This window comes from Glaciecola punicea ACAM 611 (assembly GCF_000252165.1).
In the GTDB taxonomy this organism is placed as follows: Bacteria; Pseudomonadota; Gammaproteobacteria; order Enterobacterales; family Alteromonadaceae; genus Glaciecola; species Glaciecola punicea.
The window spans coordinates 25,177-46,003 of the sequence record NZ_BAET01000006.1 but is presented as its reverse complement, the minus strand read 5'-3'; the positions used below and the strand labels follow the sequence as shown (position 1 = coordinate 46,003).

18 protein-coding genes and 1 pseudogene are annotated in these 20,827 nt (G+C 43.4%); 9 read left to right on the top strand and 10 right to left on the bottom strand.

All coding sequences use genetic code 11. The features are described from left to right. The first annotated feature begins 84 nt into the window (after positions 1 to 84). From GPUN_RS01865 to puuE, 5 genes are all read left to right on the top strand, one after another. The gene (locus tag GPUN_RS01865; RefSeq protein WP_006002862.1) at positions 85 to 789 is read left to right on the top strand and encodes a GntR family transcriptional regulator; all 705 of its coding nucleotides are present in this window, start codon (positions 85 to 87) and stop codon (positions 787 to 789) included. 26 nt (positions 790 to 815) lie between these two features. After that, positions 816 to 1,490 (top strand): TetR family transcriptional regulator C-terminal domain-containing protein, encoded by a 675-nt coding sequence (locus tag GPUN_RS01860; RefSeq protein ID WP_006002861.1) that lies wholly within the window; start codon positions 816 to 818, stop codon positions 1,488 to 1,490. A 285-nt stretch (positions 1,491 to 1,775) separates the two neighbouring features. Further along, positions 1,776 to 2,990, top strand: coding sequence for a urate hydroxylase PuuD (locus tag GPUN_RS01855; RefSeq protein WP_006002860.1), 1,215 nt, complete (start codon positions 1,776 to 1,778; stop codon positions 2,988 to 2,990). Between the two features lie 111 nt (positions 2,991 to 3,101). Further along, positions 3,102 to 3,611, top strand: coding sequence for an ureidoglycolate lyase (locus GPUN_RS01850; RefSeq protein WP_006002859.1), 510 nt, complete (start codon positions 3,102 to 3,104; stop codon positions 3,609 to 3,611). Then, positions 3,608 to 4,567 (top strand): allantoinase PuuE, encoded by a 960-nt coding sequence (gene puuE / locus GPUN_RS01845; protein ID WP_006002858.1) that lies wholly within the window; start codon positions 3,608 to 3,610, stop codon positions 4,565 to 4,567. The genes GPUN_RS01850 and puuE overlap by 4 nt, the downstream gene beginning before the upstream one ends. A gap of 66 nt (positions 4,568 to 4,633) precedes the next feature. Here the strand turns inward: puuE and GPUN_RS01840 are convergent, their stop codons facing one another. After that, positions 4,634 to 4,831 carry an FAD-dependent oxidoreductase gene (locus tag GPUN_RS01840; protein ID WP_274378070.1) on the bottom strand — a complete coding sequence of 66 codons (198 nt, stop codon included), beginning with the start codon at positions 4,829 to 4,831 and terminating at the stop codon, positions 4,634 to 4,636. A 12-nt stretch (positions 4,832 to 4,843) separates the two neighbouring features. Here GPUN_RS01840 and GPUN_RS01835 point away from each other — a divergent pair, with 12 nt between their 5' ends. Continuing rightward, complete coding sequence (locus GPUN_RS01835; RefSeq protein ID WP_006002856.1) at positions 4,844 to 5,116, top strand: LysR family transcriptional regulator; 273 nt, start codon at positions 4,844 to 4,846, stop codon at positions 5,114 to 5,116. Positions 5,117 to 5,198: 82 nt separating this feature from the next. Here GPUN_RS01835 and GPUN_RS01830 read toward each other — a convergent pair whose 3' ends face one another. From GPUN_RS01830 to uraD, 4 genes and pseudogenes are all read right to left on the bottom strand, one after another. Beyond that, on the bottom strand, positions 5,199 to 6,344 hold the full coding sequence (locus GPUN_RS01830; RefSeq protein WP_158309253.1) for an MFS transporter: 1,146 nt from the start codon (positions 6,342 to 6,344) through the stop codon (positions 5,199 to 5,201). Between the two features lie 350 nt (positions 6,345 to 6,694). Further along, a pseudogene (locus tag GPUN_RS13815) lies at positions 6,695 to 6,808 on the bottom strand (hypothetical protein); the annotation flags it as partial. Beyond that, positions 6,805 to 7,158, bottom strand: a complete 354-nt coding sequence (uraH, locus tag GPUN_RS01825; RefSeq protein WP_006002851.1) for a hydroxyisourate hydrolase — start codon at positions 7,156 to 7,158, stop codon at positions 6,805 to 6,807. The pseudogene GPUN_RS13815 and the gene uraH, both read right to left, overlap by 4 nt. A gap of 42 nt (positions 7,159 to 7,200) precedes the next feature. Then, a complete protein-coding gene (uraD, locus tag GPUN_RS01820) occupies positions 7,201 to 7,734 on the bottom strand; it encodes a 2-oxo-4-hydroxy-4-carboxy-5-ureidoimidazoline decarboxylase (RefSeq protein ID WP_006002849.1) in 534 nt (177 codons plus the stop codon). A gap of 405 nt (positions 7,735 to 8,139) precedes the next feature. Between uraD and GPUN_RS01815 the strand changes: the two genes are divergently transcribed. The 3 genes from GPUN_RS01815 (at position 8,140) to GPUN_RS01805 (ending at position 12,094) form a co-directional block, all read left to right on the top strand. After that, positions 8,140 to 10,326, top strand: coding sequence for a malate synthase G (locus tag GPUN_RS01815; protein WP_006002847.1), 2,187 nt, complete (start codon positions 8,140 to 8,142; stop codon positions 10,324 to 10,326). 11 nt (positions 10,327 to 10,337) lie between these two features. Further along, positions 10,338 to 11,174: a bifunctional allantoicase/(S)-ureidoglycine aminohydrolase gene (locus tag GPUN_RS01810; RefSeq protein WP_006002846.1), complete on the top strand. Its 837-nt coding sequence runs from the start codon at positions 10,338 to 10,340 to the stop codon at positions 11,172 to 11,174. 365 nt (positions 11,175 to 11,539) lie between these two features. Further along, complete coding sequence (locus GPUN_RS01805) at positions 11,540 to 12,094, top strand: isochorismatase family protein (protein WP_006002841.1); 555 nt, start codon at positions 11,540 to 11,542, stop codon at positions 12,092 to 12,094. 163 nt (positions 12,095 to 12,257) lie between these two features. On the opposite strand, the gene GPUN_RS01800 is transcribed toward GPUN_RS01805, so the two are convergent. The 5 genes from GPUN_RS01800 to GPUN_RS01780 form a co-directional block, all read right to left on the bottom strand. Beyond that, positions 12,258 to 13,985, bottom strand: a complete 1,728-nt coding sequence (locus GPUN_RS01800) for a potassium/proton antiporter (RefSeq protein WP_006002839.1) — start codon at positions 13,983 to 13,985, stop codon at positions 12,258 to 12,260. Positions 13,986 to 14,326: 341 nt separating this feature from the next. After that, positions 14,327 to 16,579: a catalase/peroxidase HPI gene (gene katG, locus GPUN_RS01795; protein WP_006002837.1), complete on the bottom strand. Its 2,253-nt coding sequence runs from the start codon at positions 16,577 to 16,579 to the stop codon at positions 14,327 to 14,329. A 259-nt stretch (positions 16,580 to 16,838) separates the two neighbouring features. After that, positions 16,839 to 18,593, bottom strand: coding sequence for a monovalent cation:proton antiporter-2 (CPA2) family protein (locus GPUN_RS01790; protein ID WP_006002835.1), 1,755 nt, complete (start codon positions 18,591 to 18,593; stop codon positions 16,839 to 16,841). Positions 18,594 to 18,736: 143 nt separating this feature from the next. Further along, positions 18,737 to 19,888: an FAD binding domain-containing protein gene (locus GPUN_RS01785; RefSeq protein ID WP_006002832.1), complete on the bottom strand. Its 1,152-nt coding sequence runs from the start codon at positions 19,886 to 19,888 to the stop codon at positions 18,737 to 18,739. A gap of 92 nt (positions 19,889 to 19,980) precedes the next feature. Further along, entirely contained in the window at positions 19,981 to 20,652 is a 672-nt protein-coding gene (locus GPUN_RS01780; protein WP_006002830.1) for a DsbA family oxidoreductase, read from the bottom strand. Positions 20,653 to 20,827 lie beyond the last annotated feature (175 nt).

The window sequence follows — 20,827 nt, the reverse complement described above, 5'->3', positions numbered from 1 at the left end:
GAACAATCCAAAATAAAGTTAAAACCCTATATACTAAGCACAAGAAAGTGGTCAATGTAGGATTAATATGTATTTAGGAGTGGGATGAAGGCGTTGCTAGAAGCTGGTAATAAAAAGAAAAAAGTCAGTGATAAAGAAATTTATCAAGAAATTTTTGATGCTATCTTGTCATTTCGTCTGCGCCCAGGAACGCGGCTCACAGAAGATAACTTATCTAAAATATTTAATGTTGGCCGAAATACTATTCGCAGTGCCCTACTGCGCTTATCCCAAGATCATATAATTGAAATTGAACCTAATAAGGGCGCATTTATAGCTAAACCTTCGGTTAAGCAGGCAAAAGATATTTTCGCGGCTCGACAATTGATAGAAGTCGCTATTGTAAAAGACGTTATTAAACATGCTACTAAAAGTGATTTTGCGCTACTTAAAAAAATAGTAAAAACAGAACAAGACAATATAGATCATGAGCATATAGTAGAAGGCATTTTGTCGGGCGGCGATTTTCATTTAATGTTGGCTAAAATATCAAAAAATACAACCTTAGAACGAATGGTGACTACTTTAGTCCCACAAACCTCATTAGTTATCGTTCAATATGAAAAGCCAGATGCACCAAAGTGTTCTTATGAGGAGCATTTTGCCCTAATAGAAGTAATGCAAAAAGGACAGGTCGATAAAGCAACGCAGCTTATGTTTGACCATATACAAGGTATTGAAGCCCGTCTCAAGCTAGAAGATAAAGAAGTTAGTGGCGAACTGCTTGATGCGTTCAAACCGCGATTATAACGATAGTTTATTATTGAGGAGTTTTTATGGCCGATATAAACAGGCCTCGTATACAATTGAGCAATGATTCTCTAACAAATATTCAGCAGCGGTCTAGGGTGGCCAACAAACATAAAATTTTGGAAGCGGCCGGAGAAGAGTTTAAGCTGCACGGCTATAACGGCGCTTCGATTGTCCGAATAGCGGCATTGGCTAAAATCCCAAGGACCAACATACACTATTACTTCAAAAATAAGCTGGCGCTTTATGGCGCGGTATTAACTAATATTATCGATTTATGGAACCAAGCATTTGCTGATATACAGCCTGATGACGACCCCGCTCAGGCTATATCAAGCTACATAGATGCGAAATTGGAGTATTCACGCACCAATCCCACGGCGTCGATTATTTTTGCCAGTGAAATATTGTACGGAGCGCCTTATTTAAGCGAGTACTTGCAAACTGATTTTAAAAAATGGATAGGTGCAAAAGCGCATGTGATTGAAGCATGGCAAGCGCAAGGGAAAATTGATAACGTGTCTCCTTACCACTTGCTCTTTACTATTTGGGGCGCAACCCAGCACTATGCAAATTTTGCTGTAGAAATAGAAGCGGCTTTAGGCCACCCGCTAAATGAAAAAGACTTTGATGACGCGAAAAAAACCATCAAGCATATCGTTCTAAAAGGTTGTGGCATGCCAGTAAACGGGCTTGTTTGAACCCACTACTTCCCCTCTAAATTTTAATGTTTATGGTAAAAGCTATGTTTGTTCTTTTGAATAAACTAGCTGTTCCCTTAGCTTTAGTGGAGCTGTCTGTATTGTCAGTTAATTGTAAACAATCTTGTTGACAAGAATATTTTTGTTACATATCCTGTTGTCATCGTGATCCATAAACGCACAAGTCATGCACATAGAAATTTGCTAAATATGTATGGTTTAGCACTTATTGTTGATATTGATCAATAAGTTGAAACAAAATATTTGCTTAAAAGGAGCAGCCAATTGGAAGCGTATTTCTTTGACGTTTTAAATTTTTTAGTGCGAAGTGTGCATGTCATCGCGGGTATTGCATGGATCGGCGCGTCCTTCTATTTTGTAATGTTAGACAACTCATTACGGCCCTCAAAAAAAGCAGCAGACTCACAAAACGGTGTCTTTGGTGAGTTATGGGCGGTGCACGGCGGTGGGTTTTACCACTCTCAAAAATATATGCTGGGGCCAAAAAATGAGCCTTTAGCACAAAATCTGCATTGGTCTAAATGGGAAGCCTATTCGACATGGATCAGTGGGTTTTTCTTAATGGCCATCGTGTATTGGTACGGCGCTGACATTTATCTGGTTGACTCCAGCTTAATGGAAATGTCTCAAACAGCCGCCATTGCCATAAGCGTAAGCTTTTTAATTGGCGGTTATATTATTTATGACGTTTTGTGTAAGTCAGCCCTAGCTAAAAACGATTTAGTGCTGGGCATTGTCATATTCATATTAGTGTCGGGTGCGGCCTATGCGCTTACGCACATGTTCAGCGGACGTGGCGCTTTTATCACCTTCGGTGCTATGTTAGGCACCATAATGGCAGCCAATGTATACTTCATCATTATTCCCGGCCAAAAGAAAATGGTTGAAGATTTGCGTGCAGGCAAAGAGGTTGACCCCGCGCCGGGCTTAGCGGGTAAGCAGCGTTCTGTTCACAACACCTATTTCACCTTACCTGTGTTATTTACCATGATAAGTAACCACTATGCTATGACGTATAGTCATGAATATAACTGGTTAATTTTAGTTGGTATTTCAATGGCTGGCGCCTTAATTCGTATCTTCTTTGTATCTCGCCATAGCGAAGGCAAGCCTTTAACAGTGGTCTTAATCCCTGCATTTCTTATTTTAGCCGCGGTTTTTTGGGTAATGGCACCAAAGCCTCAGGTGGTCATGCCGATTGACCCAGCAGTGCCTAGAGTAGAATTTTCCCAAGTAGCCTCTGTCATCGAACAGCGCTGTCATTCATGCCATGCTGCACAGCCTACTCATCCTGGCTTTGCCGCTGCGCCTAAAGGTTATATGTACGACACACCTGAGCAAATTTTAGCGCAAGCAACGCAGATACATCAGCAAACGATTGTGCTAAGAGCAATGCCAATTGGTAATTTAACCCAAATTACTGAAGAAGAGCGTTCGCTAATCGCAAAGTGGTATCAAGAATTACAGCAACCAGAATAATAAAATAGAATGAAGACTAAACGCAGTGTAAAGCTTAACGCGTGCCGATGGGTCAAGCTTTGCTGTTAGTGTACCGTTAGCTATAAATCTTTGTAATAAAAAGGACAGTGCATGAAAATTACTAAATTAGTCGCAAAGCCCCTTAACCGTGAGGCCTTCAAGCAATTTGGTGATGTAATAGAGCTTGAGGGCGCTAAAAACTTCAGTATCAATGATGGCAGAGTACAGCGCTATCACGATTTAGCCGACGTGCAAATTGACACCCAAAACGGTGGCCGCGCCATTGTCAGCTACTTCAAGATTAATGAGGCAAAACCATTTCCCCACTGCTTTAATTTGCTTGAAAAGCATCCCAAAGGCAGTCAAGCTTTTATTCCTACCGACAATGAACCCGTGGTACTTGTGGTTGGGCCAAAAGACAAACCTTTAGACTCCGATACCCTGCAGGCCTTTGTTACCAATGGCCACCAAGGCTTTAATTTTCATACTGGTGTGTGGCATATGCCATTAATATCGGAACGAAAAGATCGACTTTTTGTGATTGTTGACAGAAGCGGCCCCGGAAATAACTGCGATGAAGTCACCTTAGAAAACGAAACTATTGAGTTAAGGTTACAATGACCCTCAACAACATGAACATTACTATGAGTGATCTAATGAACAACTACCCAAGAGACATGAAAGGCTACGGCCAACGCGGCCCAAAAGTAACCTGGCCGAAAAAAGCAAAAATAGCGGTACAGTTTGTCATTAATTATGAAGAGGGCGCTGAAAACTGTATTTTGCACGGTGACAAAGCCTCAGAAACATTTTTATCTGAAATTATAGGCGCGCTGCCGTTTGAAAATCAGCGCCATATGAATATGGAATCTTTTTATGAATATGGCTCCAGGGTAGGATTTTGGCGACTGCATAAGCTGTTTACACAGCGCAAAATGCCAGTAACCGTGTTTGGTGTGGCTATGGCTATGCAGCGAAATCCAGAAGCAGTTGAAGCAATGTTAAAAGCCGACTGGGAAATAGCCAGTCATGGCTATAGATGGATTGACTATCAAAAAGTCCCGCTTGATATTGAGCGTGAACATCTGCAAAAAGCCATAGAAATTCACAAAAGCATGACCGGTGAGAAGCCAAAAGGCTGGTATTTAGGCCGCATGAGCGAAAACTCACGTAAGCTAGTGATAGAAGAAGACTCATTTTTATATGACGCTGACAGCTACGCCGACGATCTACCTTATTTTGTGGAAGGTAAAGCTGTTAACGGTAATTACAAGTCACACTTAATTGTGCCTTACACGCTAGACGCCAACGATATGCGCTTTGCCAGTCCGCAAGGTTTCAACTCAGGTGAGCAGTTCTTTACCTATTTAAAAGATTCCTTTGACACCCTTTACGATGAAGGCGCTGATGCACCAAAAATGCTGTCTATTGGTCTGCACTGCCGCATAATAGGTCGTCCTGGTAGGTTTGCTAGCTTGGTCAAGTTTTTAGACTATATTGAGCAGTTCAGCGACGTATGGGTTTGCCGTAGACAAGACATTGCATCGCATTGGATAAAGCATCACACACCAGACTAGCGGCTTTAGGCAAGTTAATCGCCTGCCTACTAGCTTTCATCTCTTCAAATTATCTGAAATTAAGCGTCATGAGCCACACGCCATGGTCCAGCCTAAGGTACCGTGACCGGCCTTAATATATAGGTTCGGAATGTTTGTTTTGCCTATAATAGGCGTTCCGTCGGGCGTCATTGGGCGAAGCCCAGTCCAGTACTCGGCTTTTGATAAATCGCCTGCATGGGGAAACAGATCGCTGACCACCATCGCAATAGTAGCTTTACTCAAGCAGCTAGCTATTTGCATGTAACGACAGGCGCGGTAAGTCAGCAGATCAGTTTACTTGAAAAGCAGCTGGCGGTGAGGTTATTTGAGCGCCATTCTAAAGGGATTACGCTTACCTATGCTGGCCAGCAGATATACGCAGCGGTTGAAAAAGGTTTGGGTGATATTGAAAGGACAATAGAGGTCTTTCGTCAAGAGAAAATCCCAGAAGTTGAGATACGTGTAAAACTAACGCCATCATTTGCCTTTTACACCTATTCCCGCTCAGGCAGGTTACTATTTGATTAGCTACCGTGAGTCAAAAGCTATTGCGTGTTTTAAACAATGGTTACGTGCCCAAATTACGCCTTGTGCTTAGTCTTAATCTATATCACGTTGCGTGGTTTTTAGAAACATTGGGTAAAAACAAGGCAATAACAACCATGCAAAAGCTCAGCGCCGCTAGAAAGGTAAACGACCATTCATAACTGCCGGTTATGTCTTTGCCAATGCCGACTAATGCAGGCGTAACGCCGCCAATAATATAGCCGAATGACGACATCATCGACGACAGTTGAGAGGCCTCATGAGGTGTATCAGTTTCAAGCACAGGTAAGGCTAGCGCGAGTGCAAAAGTGCCCGATGTGGTCACGCCTAATATAGACACAAGTACCAAGGGGTTGAACTGAGGCAGCCACGTTATCGCCAATATCAATAATGTCGTAATGAAGGTAACTGCCGCTATAAGCAAACTGCGCTTGGCTGTGCGCGCCGCAATCAAAGGCATAATTAGCGCACCCAAAATACCTGACCCCATGAACACGCTAGCCATAATACTGGCTCGAGATATGCTAAAACCGACATGCTCAAAATGCGCCACCATCCATGTTGCAAGTGCATAAAAAACACCGGCTTGCGCCGCGAAAAAGCCGGTTAATAACCAAGCCTTAAAAGAATGCAGCGGCAGTTTTTTAAGAATGCTCTTGTCTAGTTTTGGGCTAGTCGATTTTGGTAAGAAAATGATTAACAGCAAGAAGGTTGCTAAAGCGAGCCAGCCCCAGCTCGACAATCCATAGTGCCATTCACCGCCAAACGTACTGATAATAGGCAATGTAAGGGCTACGGCCAATGCTGCACCAATGGTAATGCTGACCGAATATATGGCGATTGCAAAACCCATATGGCGCGCAAAATGCTGCTTAATAAAACCAGACATCAATGGCCCTGCAATGGCAATGGCAGTGCCCGCTAACACGGCAGATAAAAGCAGAAGAGCGAAACTGTGCTGGCTAAAATGCCGCAGCAGCAATGCGACTGTTAGCACGGCCATTGCGCCCTTCAGCACGCTCTCTTGGCTCCAGCGAGCCGCTAACCTAGGCGCTAAGGGTGCCAGTAAGCCCATTAATAATACGGGTATAGTGGTTATTAAGCCTGCATTTGCTTGGCTTAAGGACAAATCTTCAACAATGCTTTGTATAACAGGCGCTACGGAAGTGAGGGCAGGGCGCAAGTTGAGTGATATAAGTATAAGAGCCAACAGCAATATGCTGGCCCTATAAACGTTAGCCTTTAACAACGTGTGTGTCACAGTTCAGTTTATCAATAATATACTCGGCGGTAGTACTTAATAACACTCTTGTACCACTTCTTATACCATGTCACGACGGACTTCATGCTGGTTGATACATCAAGTGTATTAGCTAAAAAAATAGCTTTTTTAAGAGCAGGTTGTTCTTCCCAATATGGGGTGGTAACAACGATTAGGCGTTTGTAATGTAACATAATAATATTATACATCGTTGGATGTGAATATGCTAAGTTACTTGCTATTTTACAATGTATTCAATAACTTTGATGACATCAGCAGGCGTTTTTGCCCATGCCAAAGCCGGCAACGTGCTTAAACAGCATTGCTTTACTTTGCATCACAGGTTTTGAGGCTAGTGCGCCAATGTTGCCTAGGCCTAGTACCGCTGTGCCTTTGGTAATAACGCCCACTAGCTACCGCGGTAAGTCGAATAGCTCCATGGCGATACTAGCAAAGGAACATGGTAGTTGGCTTTAGCGTCGAAAATGCCAAAATGAATGGGAATACGGTTTAAAAACGCGGGTTTTGTTTGCTCAACCCCCAACTTTGTAAAGTATTCAGCGACATAAAATACAATAATATACTCACCCACTTCAATATTACTGTTGTCTAGCAATAGTTCATTAGTTCTGCCGTCGTTGTTAGTGGTCAGTGTTTTGAGTAACACATTTTGTGAACCTTCTACGCGATAGAATTCAAGTTTGATGTTTTCAGCAGGCTTGCCGTTTGCGGTGTCCAGCACATGGGTTGATAGCTTGGCCATGATTAATCCTTATTTATGTCGTTAGTGTCGTTTTGTTAAGTGTTATGCGCTAGGCTCGTAACCTTTAAGTATGCCGGCAAGTCGAAAAGTAGCGATTAAACCAACCTGCAATATAGCGCTATATACCTCTTCGCTATAAGGTTTGTTTATACGCTTTCTAAACTCATTGAAAATACCCGCTTTGTCATGGTTCTTAACCGCAATGATAAAAGGAAAGCCATGCGTGTCAATATACTGCTGATTGAGCGAAGTGATTTCGTCCATTTCTTTTTTGCTTAGGGCGTTTAAATTAGCTGAAGACTGCTCTTGGGTTGACGCGGTGGTTAGTGAGCCGCTTTTTGCTTCTTTGCCCGCTAACTGTGGGTGAGCGCGCAGCAAAGTAAGTTTTTCTTCGATAGACGCATTTTCAACTATTTTCAGCATTGCCTGATGCAAATTATCGACGCTTAAAAAAGGGCGGCTATGCCAGACTTTCTCTGGGATCCAGCTTGAATGTTCATAAATCTCGGCGAGGGTTTCAATGAACTCTGCCTGCGTAGCGTTATTTAAAGTGTGTATGTCTATTTTGTCTGTCATGAGTGATTACCAAAACTGTCGTGTTTTATATAAATGCATATCTGCGCTCGCCGATGGTCTTGCTTGTACCAACAATAGCGAAATGTTCTTATATTCCACAGCCACTGCTTTAAAATAGATTTACTATTTATCGTGGTGCGGTGTAAAGCCTATTTAGCACTAGCAATTAAGCCTTGTTCAAACCAAGCAAATTATGCTTTACGCTCTTATTATCCATGATTATGAGTAGATATATAAGAGTAGCGAGTTTTGAATCCGCATTAATGAGCTACTATATTTTACTTTCGCTAAAATTGTCAACAATATTGTTTACAATTTACTGACAAAGTTGACAGCTGAGGTGAATTTATTTACATTTAGAGGTAGAATAATTTTAGGAATTAACCATAACCGAGTAAAAGCACAATGACAAAATACTTACAAAAAAACGCACTTCGTGTTGACGCTAATTTAGTGACGTTTATAGAAACAGAAGTGCTGCCGGGTTTGTCAGTCTCGGGCGACACATTTTGGGCTTCTTTAGCGATAATTATTCACGATTTTGCACCACAAAACAAAGCGCTGTTGGAAAAACGCATAGAATTACAGCATAAGATTGACGAATACAACCTTGCCAACCAAGGCAAGTTTGAGGTGCAGTCTTATAAAACGTTTCTTCAAGATATTGGCTATTTAGTACCCCAAGGCGATGACTTTCAAATTAGCACCGTTAACGTCGACAGCGAAGTCTGCACCACAGCAGGTCCGCAGCTTGTGGTACCCGCAGCCAATGCGCGCTTTGCATTAAATGCTGCCAACGCCCGCTGGGGCAGTTTATACGATGCGCTTTACGGCACCGATGTAATAAGTGATGAGGGCGGTGCAGAAAAAAGCGCTACTCACAACCCTGTCAGAGCAGCGAAAGTAGTTGCTTATGGACGTGACTTTTTAAACACGCATTTTGCGCTAGAAAAAGGTTCACATACCGACGCTAACAAGTATGAAATTACCGGTCATCAGCTTCTCATTACCCTAGCTGGCGGCGATACAGTCAATTTAGCGCAGCGCGCACAATTTATTGGCTATCAGGGCGACACAAGCGCGCCAAGCTCAATATTACTTAGCCATAATGGGCTGCGCGTTGCCATTGAAATTGACACAAATTCAGCGATAGGCAAAACTGATGCAGCAGGCGTCAAAGACATTACCTTAGAAGCGGCTTTAACCACTATTGTCGATTTTGAAGACTCAGTGGTTGCGGTAGATGCTGCAGAAAAAATAAACGTATATCGGAACTGGCTTGGCTTAATGAAAGGTGATTTAAGCGAAACCATTGAAAAGTCAGGTAAAGTGAGCCAGCGCGTTTTACATGCTGACAAAGAATATTACAACCCTGCTGGTGAAGCCCTCAGCGTGCACGGCCGCAGTTTATTGTTTTGTAGAAACGTGGGTCATTTAATGACCAATCCAGCCATACTCGACAGCCACGGTAATGAAGTGCCAGAGGGCATCATGGACGCCATGATAAGTACCTGTATTGCTCTTCACGACATTCAAAAAATAAATGTTCACCGCAATTCACGAAATGGCAACGTATATATCGTAAAGCCTAAAATGCATGGCCCACAAGAAGTTGCCTTAGCCAACGCCTTGTTTGATGCCGTAGAGGACGCCTTAGACTTATCCCGAGGCACCATAAAAATAGGTGTAATGGACGAAGAGCGCCGCACCACGGTTAACTTAAAACAGTGCATTGCACAAGTTAAGTCAAGAGTGGCGTTTATTAACACCGGCTTTTTAGACAGAACAGGCGATGAAATTCATACCAGTATGCTGTTAGGACCGGTTGTGGCCAAAGGCGATATGAAGTCGCAGCCTTGGATAAAAGGCTATGAAGATTACAACGTTGATATAGGCTTAGCCTGCGGTTTTTCAGGTAAGGCACAAATAGGCAAGGGCATGTGGGCTATGCCCGACATGATGAAAGATATGATGAAAGCTAAAATTGCGCACCCTCAATCAGGCGCCAATACCGCTTGGGTACCATCCCCTACGGGCGCTACTTTACACGCAATTCACTATCATCAGGTGAATGTGTTTAATGTACAAAATAAACTTAAAAATAGAGTGCGTGCAAATATAGACGATATTCTTACCGTGCCGCTGTTGCTAAACCCAGAAATTTTGAGTGCAAGTGATATTGAAAAAGAGCTTAACAACAACGCGCAGGGATTATTAGGCTATGTAGTGCGCTGGGTCGACTTGGGCATGGGCGCGTCTAAAGTTCCCGACATTAATAATGTTGGTTTGATGGAAGATCGCGCAACCTTACGTATTTCAAGCCAGCATATTTGTAACTGGCTGAAACATGGCATTTTGACTGAGCCTCAGGTAAAAGATGCGCTACAAAAGATGGCTGCCGTGGTCGACAAGCAAAATGAACACGATCCACTTTACAGACCTATGTCTGTAGACTTTGACGCAAGTTTAGCGTTTCAAGCGGCGCTTGATTTAGTCTTCAAAGGCGAAACTCAGCCTAACGGCTACACTGAACCGTTGCTTCACGCGTACCGACAAAAATTTAACCAACTGCATCAAAATGTAGCTAACTAGGACCATTCAACATGTCAACTAAAAGTACTTATTACGCACCAACCGGCGGCTTACCACCGCAAACACAGTTGTTGTCAGACCGTGCTATCTTTACCGAAGGCTATGCGATTATTCCAAAGCGAGTATTAACTGATATTGTTATCAGTTATCTGCCGTTTTGGACCCACATGCGCATGTGGGTAATAGCACGTCCGTTAAGTGGTTTTTCTGAAACATTTTCACAGTATATTGTGGAATTAGGTCCAAATGGCGGCTCTGACAAGCCAGAACTAGATGCCAGCGCCGAAGCTGTTTTGTTTGTGGTAGAAGGTGAAATGGACGTTAATATTGAAGGTATCGTGCACAATATGAGCGCTGGCGGTTATGCTTATTTACCACCTAATTGTCAATGGACCATAAAAAATAACAGCGACAAGCACGCTAAGTTTCATTGGATCCGCAAAGCTTACCAATTTGTAGAAGGTATTGACGCACCAGAGCCATTCGTAACGAGCGATCATGAAGTCCCGGCTATTGCCATGCCAAACACGGGAGATGTGTGGAAAACAACGCGTTTTACCGAGCAGTCTGATATGCGTCACGATATGCATGTGAATATTGTTACTTTTGAGCCCGGCGGCGTTATTCCTTTTGACGAAACTCACGTGATGGAACACGGTCTGTATGTGCTTGAAGGTAAAGCGGTATATCACCTAAACGGTGAATGGGTGGAAGTAGAAGCTGGAGACTTTATGTGGTTACGCGCTTTTTGCCCACAGTCTTGTTACGCCGGAGGACCGGGACCATTTAGATACTTGTTATATAAAGACGTAAACAGACACATGCCGTTTATAAGACCGAAGAACTAAAAAACGATCTTTACCAGATTATAAGCAGTGCTATATATACGCATCGCTTAGCGGGTAAAATCGGTTTACGTTAACAAGTGAGTCGGCACAACCGGTTTCTCCCTCTTTAGTATTTTCAGCAATGTGAGGGGCGAGGTGTACCATATTGCGTTTAATTCCCACGCCAATAGCATCACCAAAGGAGGCGAATAATCCTTTTACTAACTAAACACCGTCCTTTGAAAGACGAACAATTAACTACACACTAAAGTCTTAAGCCTTTTGTCGCTTACTACAAATTATAGTAGCAGCATTGGAATATAAATAAACTTGTTAACAAGTTATTTTAATGACTACTTATTCAATTTAAGCAAAGGATTTATATTATGCAGATTAGAATTGAAGCGTCTCAGTGCCAAGTACTGGTAGTCGATATTCAAACGCGATTAGCGCCGGTTTTATTAAATATTGAAACGATGTTACGCAACGTTAACATCGTGCTTAGCACAGCTACCGCACTCGACATTCCGGTCACAATAGCGCAACAGTATACAAAAGGTCTTGGTCCATCTGCAAATATTGTACAGCCGTTTATTAATAATAATTTGTTTGCGAAAACGACATTTTCCTGCTTTGGTGCGCCCGCATTAGTCAAAAATATGGAAGAGCACAGGCAACAAGGCAAAAGCTGTCTTATTGTTATTGGCTGTGAAGCGCATGTTTGCGTGACTCAAAGCGTTATTGACGCGTTGACACATGGGTATCGCGTAATACTAGTGGCCGATGCCATTAGTTCTAGAACTCAACTCGATTGCGACACCGCAACGGCCAGGCTAGGTGTCGCCGGGGCAGAAGTAGTAACAAGCGAAATGCTTGTATTTGAGTTGATACAAGGAAAAAATTCGCCTCATTTCGACATGGTGTTAAATCTCGTTAAATAGAATATTTTTTCAGTGTTTTATCCAACAAGCATTCTTTTTTTACTTAATACCTGAACAAATAATATTTAATCTTCCACGCGGGTAAAATGTTGTGAAACCTGCCGATAGTATATCGACTAATAAAGACCCGCATGTGTCGTAGATACGGTTAGTCGCTTCGCACTTACGTTTCATCACTTTCTTGTGCAAGCAACACGCCCACCGTAATAATGCGCTGTGATATCATATCTAGCACCTGTAGTTGAATATTAGCAAGTTCAACTACCGCGTCTATAGTGGGCACAACACCTAAGGCCTCCGTTATGACCTGTTCTATGCTGTGTTCGTCATTCGCGGCTAATCGAATACCGTAAGAGTGTCGTAAGTTGGCCACCAAAGTATTGCCTTTTATTTGAAGCCCTTTATTAGGCAGCTTGGTTTTTTCATTACTACCGACGTTGCCAGAAAACACACAATTAACAAAATCTCTCGAGTCAGGTTTTAATACAATAAATAAATGGTCACTGGCGCATAATGTGGTCGAGCCGCGAGGCGCAATGACTTTACTATTGCGAGTGATCATGGCAACCACTGCGCTATCAGGCAGCGCCATTTGCGAAAGCCTGCGTCCCACTGCGCGTGAGTTTTCACCTAAGGTGTATTCAACAATTTCAGCGTCAACATCGCCCACAGCGGTTATCTCCAAGGTGGCGGCGGGTGTCACAGGAGGCGGTAAGGTTAATTTTAGCTTGCGCGCAATCCATGGCAGTGTAGAGCCTTGAACCGTGGCCGAAATTAAGACCACGAAAAACACCACGTTAAATATCAGGTCGGCACCAGGCAGACCAAAAATAAGCGGGAAAATGGCTAAAATAATGGGCACAGAGCCGCGTAAACCGACCCAAGACACCAATGTGATTTGGCGCCAGTTAAAGCCGAACAAGGCTAATATGGGGATGACTGCTAAAGGCCGTGCGACAAAGGTAAGCACCAAGGCAATCATTAAGCCCTCAAACCACACATCTAGTAGTGACGATGGATGGATCAGTAAACCAAGCACTACGAACATGGTGATTTGGCTTAACCATGCTAAACCATCGTGAAATAAGAAGGTACTGCGCTGAAATACAAAACGGCTATTGCCTATCACTACGCCAGAAATAAAAATTGATAAAAACCCGCTGCCACCAATAGCCGCTGACACCCCAAAAGAGAGTAAGCCCAGCGCTACTACTAACACAGGGTATAAACCCGAAGCGACCAAGTGTATGCGGTTTATGACTTTAACTGCTATCCAACCAACCGCCAAACCCACTATTGCACCTAGGCCCATTTGCGAAATAAACATTATTAGCAAACTGGTGCCCGGCTCCATGGAGTTTACCAATACTTCGAGTAAACCAACGGTAAGAAAAATGGCCATGGGATCGTTAGATGCACTTTCTATTTCTAAGGTTGCTTTTAGTTTTTTATTTAAGTGAATGCCAGCGTTACGCAGCAATGCAAAAACAGCTGCGGCGTCTGTCGAGCCAACGATAGCGCCTAGTAACATACCCTGTAGCAGTGGTATATCTAGAATATAGGCTGCTGCAAGACCGGTAATTGCGGCGGTAACAAGTACGCCAACTGTGGCCAGGGTTGAGGCCGGCCGCCACACTTGTTTAATGGCATGCATAGGGGTTTGTAGCCCGCCGTCGAACAAAATCATGGCCAAGGCGATAGTGCCAAGGGTATGTGCGGCTTCTGCGTTATCAAAAACAATGCCGCCAGGGCCTTCTTCACCGGCTAACATCCCGACCAGTAAAAATAATACGAGTACGGGTAAGCCTAATCGTGCCGATAGTTTACTCGAAACAATGCCTAAGAGAATTAATACAGCGGCTAGTAAAATGATGTGGTCAATTAGAAACATACTTTCCTCCTAGTGTAGTAAACTTCGTGCATAAGGGAGAATAACAATATTTCTGAATATAAAATATGCGCTAAGTATGATGCGCTAAGAGTTTATGAAACGTCCTGCGATTTATAATGCATGAAAGGGTGTATGTTAAGCAAGATGTATATTGTACGTTTTGTTAATAGTTTTAGTTGATATGCGAATGATAGCGCTGGTCGCATTGGATTAATAGCTAACAAATGTTTACAGCGAGTGATTGAAGGGTTTACTTACTTTGCTTATTGAAGAACGAATTGCCTAAGTGGGGCGCCGAGGCACCGCCGTTTAGGGATGTCTCGGGCATGAATACCGCGGTATTAAGAACGGTACAGTTCGTTTTCAAGTTCGAAACGGTCAAGCATCATCACTTTGTGCCATGCGCTTACAAACGCCGTAATGAAGCGAGTGTTTCCTGTGGATGAGCCGTAAACTTCACACACAGCGCGCAGCTGTAGATTAGAGCCAAAGACAAGATCATTTCGCGTTGCGGTCCACTTAAGCTCTCCGGTTTTCGTGTCCTTACCCTCAAATGTTTCGTTATCTTCATCAATTGGGGCCCATTTGGTATTAATATCGAGAAGGTTTACGAAGAAATCGTTGCTCAGTGCGCCAGGGACAGTGGTGAATACACCATGTTTAGACCCATCAAAATTGGTGTCAAGAACACGAAGTCCTCCTACAAGTGCGGTCATTTCAGGTGCTGATAGGTCTAGTAAGTGCGCCCTGTCTATGAGCATACGCTCTGTATCAACAGCATATTTTCCCTTAGTAAAATTTCTGAAACCATCGGCATAGGGCTCTAGAAAAGATATATTATGCTCATCTGTTTGTTCTTTAAGGGCGTCCATACGACCCGGTACAAACGGTACATTAATTTTTACACCGGCACTTAATGCTGCCTTTTCTATAGCGGCACATCCAGATAGCACCACTAAGTCAGCGACGGAAACTCGTTTAGCGCCAGAATCAGCACTATTAAATCCTTGCTGTATTTCTTCAAGTGATGCTAAAACGCTTTTGAGTTGCTTGGGATTATTTACTTCCCAATTGATCATTGGTTCAAGCCTTATACGAGCGCCATTGGCTCCACCTCTAAGGTCTGTTTTGCGAAATGTTGAGGCAGAGCCCCAAGCTGTGCTCACAAGCGCCGATACGCTGTGGCCCGTTTCTAATATCTTAGTTTTAAGTGCATTTATATCGGCTTCACTTATCAAGTCATGATTAAGTTCAGGAATAGGGTCTTGCCATATCAGCTCTTCGCTGGGAACATCTTTGCCAAGCAGGCGGTTCTTTGGTCCCATATCTCGATGTATAAGCTTATACCACGCTTTGGCGAAAGCATCATCTAGCAAGGCTGGGGTTTCAAAGAACTTCTTACAAACTTCTAGGTATGCCGGGTCTTTAATTAATGCGATGTCTGTTGTCATCATCATAGGTGGGTGACGAAGACCTTCAACATGCGCGTCAGGAATAAGGTCTGATGCCGCACCTTCTTTAGGGCGCCATGACTTGCCGCCTGCTACACTTTCACATTGTTCCCAATCAAACGCGAATAAGTTCTTTAAGTATTCGTGGTCCCAACGAGTAGGGTTAGATGTCCAAGCACCTTCAATACCATTGGTGGTTGTGAATTGTGCCTTACCTGAACCATTGCTGTTTAACCAACCCAAAGCTTGATTTTCAATGGGTGCTGCACTAGGCTCAGGACCAAGGAAAGATTTAGGTGAACCACCGTGACTCTTACCAAACGCGTGACCGCCTGCGATTAGCGCTACGGTTTCTGCATCGTTCATACCCATGCGGCCAAATGTAATTCTAATCTCTTGTGCAGAAGACAAAGGGTCCATATTACCAAAAGGGCCTTCTGGGTGTACGTAGATGAGCGATTGACGCGAGGCTGCTAGTGGGTTTTCCAAGTCATATTCTTTTGTACCAGGCTCACCAAGCCAGCGTTTGTCTTGCGTAGCCATAACGGTTTCGGGGCCCCAATAGCTAGCGTCGTCGGCTTCATAACAGTCAATTCGCCCACCGCCAAAGCCGAAGGTCTTAAAGCCCATTTGTTCTAATGCCACATTTCCGGTCAAAATGATGAGGTCGGCCCATGAAATATTCTCGCCATATTTGAGCTTAATGGGTTGCAGCAAGCGGATAGACTTATCTATATTTCCGTTATCTTCCCACGAATACAATGGTGCAAAGCGCTGTAAACCTTGTGCTGAGCCGCCGCGTCCGTCAAAGACCCGATAAGATCCTGCAGAATGCCATGCCATTCTGATCATTTGTGGACCATAATTACCGTAGTCAGCAGGCCAAAAATCTTGCGATGTAATTAATAGCTCTGCAATGTCTTTTTTAACTACATCAATATCTATAGATGCGAATGCTGCTGGATAATCAAAATTATCACCAAGTGGATTAGCCTTGGCCGATTGGCTATGAAGTAATTCAATTGGCAGCTGTCCTGGCCACCAGTCAGCGTTCATTGGTGGTGTGCCGATGGCACCTCCTATACGCTTACTTTCAATCGCCTCGTAGCCGCCAGCAATAGGGCACTTTGATGGTTTTGACATGGTGGGCTTCCTCTATTCTATAAGTTTTAGCTATAATACCTAGCATAAACCACCATCCTGCTCTATGCAACAGGGAGCGATTTTGCTTTAGTTTAAGGGTAATTAACGATCCAATTTTTATTTCAGATAGGTTTATTATTACTAACGTTCTTTTCACATTCACTTAATAGCACACTGCTAGCAATGATTAACCGTTTTAGGTGTTATTTCTGCCGCGTTATTGGGCCCTATCTGATATGTATTTATGACCATTCAAATCTTATTTTATTTTCTTATCGTTAATGAAAATTTGCTCAAGCTCTTCGCGACCCCGTGTGACGGTGGTAATTAAGCCTGCAAACTCAGGGTCGGTGTGAATCACTTCATTGAGTATTTTTAAATCGTGTTTAGCAAACACCTCCGTCATATATTGTGCTTGTCCTTGCGTATATCCGTAGGCAGTTAATACTTGTCCACAGGCGTTTAAGCCACCATCAAATACCTCGCGCACGAAACGCTCAACCCCAGCTTGTGCAAGTGCAGTGGCGTGCGTGCGATTGCGAGCCCGAGCGATTATTTTTATGTGCGGGAATTCACTTTGCACTAGCTGCACAAGTCGGCTGGTTTGCTCTGCTGAGTCGATGGCGATAAGCAGCACGCGGGCATTTTCAATCCCCGACTTTTTAAGTAAGTCTACCCGGCACGCGTCTCCAAAGAATACGCGATTACCAAACTGCCTGACAAACTCAATATGCTGTGCATCTTTATCCAGCGCGGTGTATGGAATATTATTTGCCGATAATACTCTTGCTGTAACTTGTCCAAATCGCCCAAAACCAGCAATAATTACCTGAGGTTCGTGTGACACACTTTGCGACTCATATACCGGCGGACAGTTTTTTGAGTTGAAAAACTGTCCATACAAGATCACCATGGGTGAAGTGAAGGCCATAGACAGCCCCACAATTAAATTTACGCTGGCAGCAATTTCAGGTGACAGCACAGCAGAACTTACCGCTAAGGTCATCACCACAAAGGCAAATTCACCGCCTTGAGACAGCATTACCCCTATTCTAAAGGCGTCGCGCTTTGATTCTTTATTAGCGATAAGAATCAACACAATAATGAGGCCTTTAAAGATAACCAGAGCAAGGCTCATTGCTACAATAAATATAGGCTGCGACACTAATAAATTTAAATCTAGCGTCATGCCAATCGCTATGAAGAAAAGTCCTAACAACAGACCTTTAAAGGGTTCTATTTCAATTTCTAATTGCCGCTTGAAGCTACTGTTGGCTAGCAATATGCCCGCAAGAAAGGCGCCCATTCCCATCGACAAGCCAGACTTTGACATCGCCAGCGCGGTAACCAGCACTAAAAATAAGGCCGCTGCGGTCATTACTTCACTACTGCCGTATTTAGCAATCACGCGCAACACTGGGTTTACCATATATCGGCCCACTACAAGCACTGCCGCTACTGCGGCTAAACTTACGTACCACGCAACACCACCTTCGGTCTGAACGGGCGAAAACGAGGCCACTAATAGTAGTATAGGGATTACCGCTATATCTTGCATCAGCAGCATGGAAAAGCCTTGCTGCCCGGGCGGTGTGTTTAAAATACGCTGATCATTCATTAACTGAATAGCAAAAGCGGTTGACGATAGCGCTAATGCAAGGCCAATAGTAATGCTTGTGGACATATTTAAGCCTAGCGCAAAGTAGCATATTGCGCCTATGAGCAGGGCGCTGAAGGTAAGTTGGCTGCCGCCGCTTAACATTATTTGATTGCGCATTCGCCATAGCGTGGTGGGTTCAAGTTCTAGGCCAATAACAAACAGCAGCATAACCACGCCTAATTCGGCAAAATGCAAAATAGTATAGGGGTCTGCAATGAAGTTAAAAACAGAGGGTCCAATAAGCACGCCTGCTACTAAGTAGCCTAAAATCCCTCCTAGCTTGAAGCGTTTAAACAGTGGTACCGCGATGATTGTCGCGGCTAAAAAAATGGCAACAGAAGAAAGGAGACTCATGTAGGTTTTACCTTGCTCAAAAATTGTTTATATTCTTAGTGTAACCTGCCTAAACATCTTTTGAAGTGCTTATTGTTTTTAATAGAGGCTTGACGCTACATTTTTCTGCTATTCAAATAGCGAGTTCTTTTTTGTTTACAACACTATTTACCAAATATTAGGTAACTGCCTGCTCTTGATCCTTGCTGATACAAATAGTTGCCTAGGCTTAGCTGCGGTTTTTCCCATTTATCCAGTGCGCTTTTTAGTTCGTCATAGCTGGTAACCTGGGCTAACGCTCCGCCCAGTGCAAGCGCATTGGCAGCAGCTTTGGCAGAGCTTGCTGCGGTGTGCGGTCGCGGAATAAATGCGGCATCGCCAAGTAGTAACACATTGGTATAAACCATTTTTTCACTGGTTAAATCTACAATAGCTTGCGCAAATGGTTCTTCAGTTGCTAGCACCGCCGCTTTAAATGCACAGGGCAATAAGGCATTCGCATCTTGATATACTTTAGTGCGCCATTTTGGCGCCAACATGCCCGGAGGTATGGCGTATTCTCGTCGTTTGCCCGCTTTGTCGGTCATTAAATCTGGCAGCTCATTTATTTCTTCAACCGCGCGATACCAAACCCAATTATAGTAGCGACTTCCTTCTTCGCTACTGTTGTTATCGCCAGGCACTAAATATCCTAAAATATGAGAGCGGGTATTACTAGCAAATCCAAAATCACCTAGTAGCTCTTTTGCATCCTGCGGCATATCCTTTTCCTTGATTAAGCCTCTATAAGCCACATAGCCTGCATACTGTGTTTTGCTAGTTGGTGACACTAGTTTGCGCACCGTAGAATTACCGCCGTCTGCGCCAATTAGTATATCAGCGTTGACTTCACTGCCATCGTCAAACAAAGCATTTACCGAATCTTCTTGTTGTATAATATTCACTAGTGTTTTGCCTTGATGGTAATGTTTATCTCCAAAGTGTTCGCGCATATTTGAATAGATTAGACGCCATGATGTTTGGGTTTGAGGAGCTCTATCGCGCTGAAGTACGTCGCCCTTAGGGTCAAACACCACTCTATCTTTTGACGATACACCGAGCCCTCCTTTTATGCTTGCGCCCACTTCTTTAAAAACATTAACAACGTCGGGTTGTAGCACCATTCCACCGCCTCTGCTGTCTAAGTCAGCTGCTGAGCGTTCGTAAATATCTACATCCCAGCCTATATTTTTTAGAATATTAGCGGTGAATAAACCGCCAAGCGAACCGCCTATTACAAGGGCTTTTTTTCGAAAATTCGCGGTATGAACATGCATATTATTCTCCATTAGGGTAAAGCTTATGTAGACCCTGTTTGTGACGTCTAATGTTTAATAAATCCATCATCGAAGCGCTATTTTTTATCAGATCACGCATTATAACTGGCTGTTTTTTTTAGTGCTGTAAGCAGTCTTTCAATCACAAAAGACGGCTGGGCACCGTAGAGTGTTTCAAAAGAGTCGCCATTTTTGAAATTGATGGTTGGAACTCCTCTGGCACCGCTTAGCATTGAACTTTCAATCTGGGCGTTCAAGTCGTCACGATGACTATGCGTTGACAAAAAGTGGCTTAATTTATCTCTATCCATATTCATCCCTTGTGCGATTGCCAACAACGTAGGTTTATCTCCAATGTCTTTGCCAAGACTAAAATAGGCTTCAAACAAAGCATCAGCCGTCTTAGACTCTAAGTTTGGTGCGTGCATTTGCACAAATTGCATCACCTTGTGTGCCAATCTGGTGTTAGGTGTTTTTGCCATACGCGCATAGTCGAATGTGAGTGGATCATCTTTTGAGGCTTCAATCGTGCCAAGATCGAGTTGATTAGAGCGCTCAAGGCTTCCAAATTTTTGACTACGATAGGCTTTTCTGTCTTTCCCTAGTTCAGGCATAGTAGGGTTGAGCTCATATGGTTTATAGGTAATATCTAGCTTAACGCCCACTTTTCTGGCGACTTCGTTTAAGCGCCTTGCTGCAATAAAGCACCAAGGGCAAATAAAGTCAGAGGTAATGGATACGGGTATTGTGATTTGATTATTCATAAATTCTTCATCCGATTTTAATGGTATATAGCTTATACCGTTTAATGAAAATTGATAATACCCTCAAAAGTAGATTCGGCATTGCACTATGTGCAATAATGCTTGTATGAAAATATATAAAACCTTGGTTCGTTAATTCAACAGTTTGAGTGTCGTTTGTATAGGTGATAAAAAA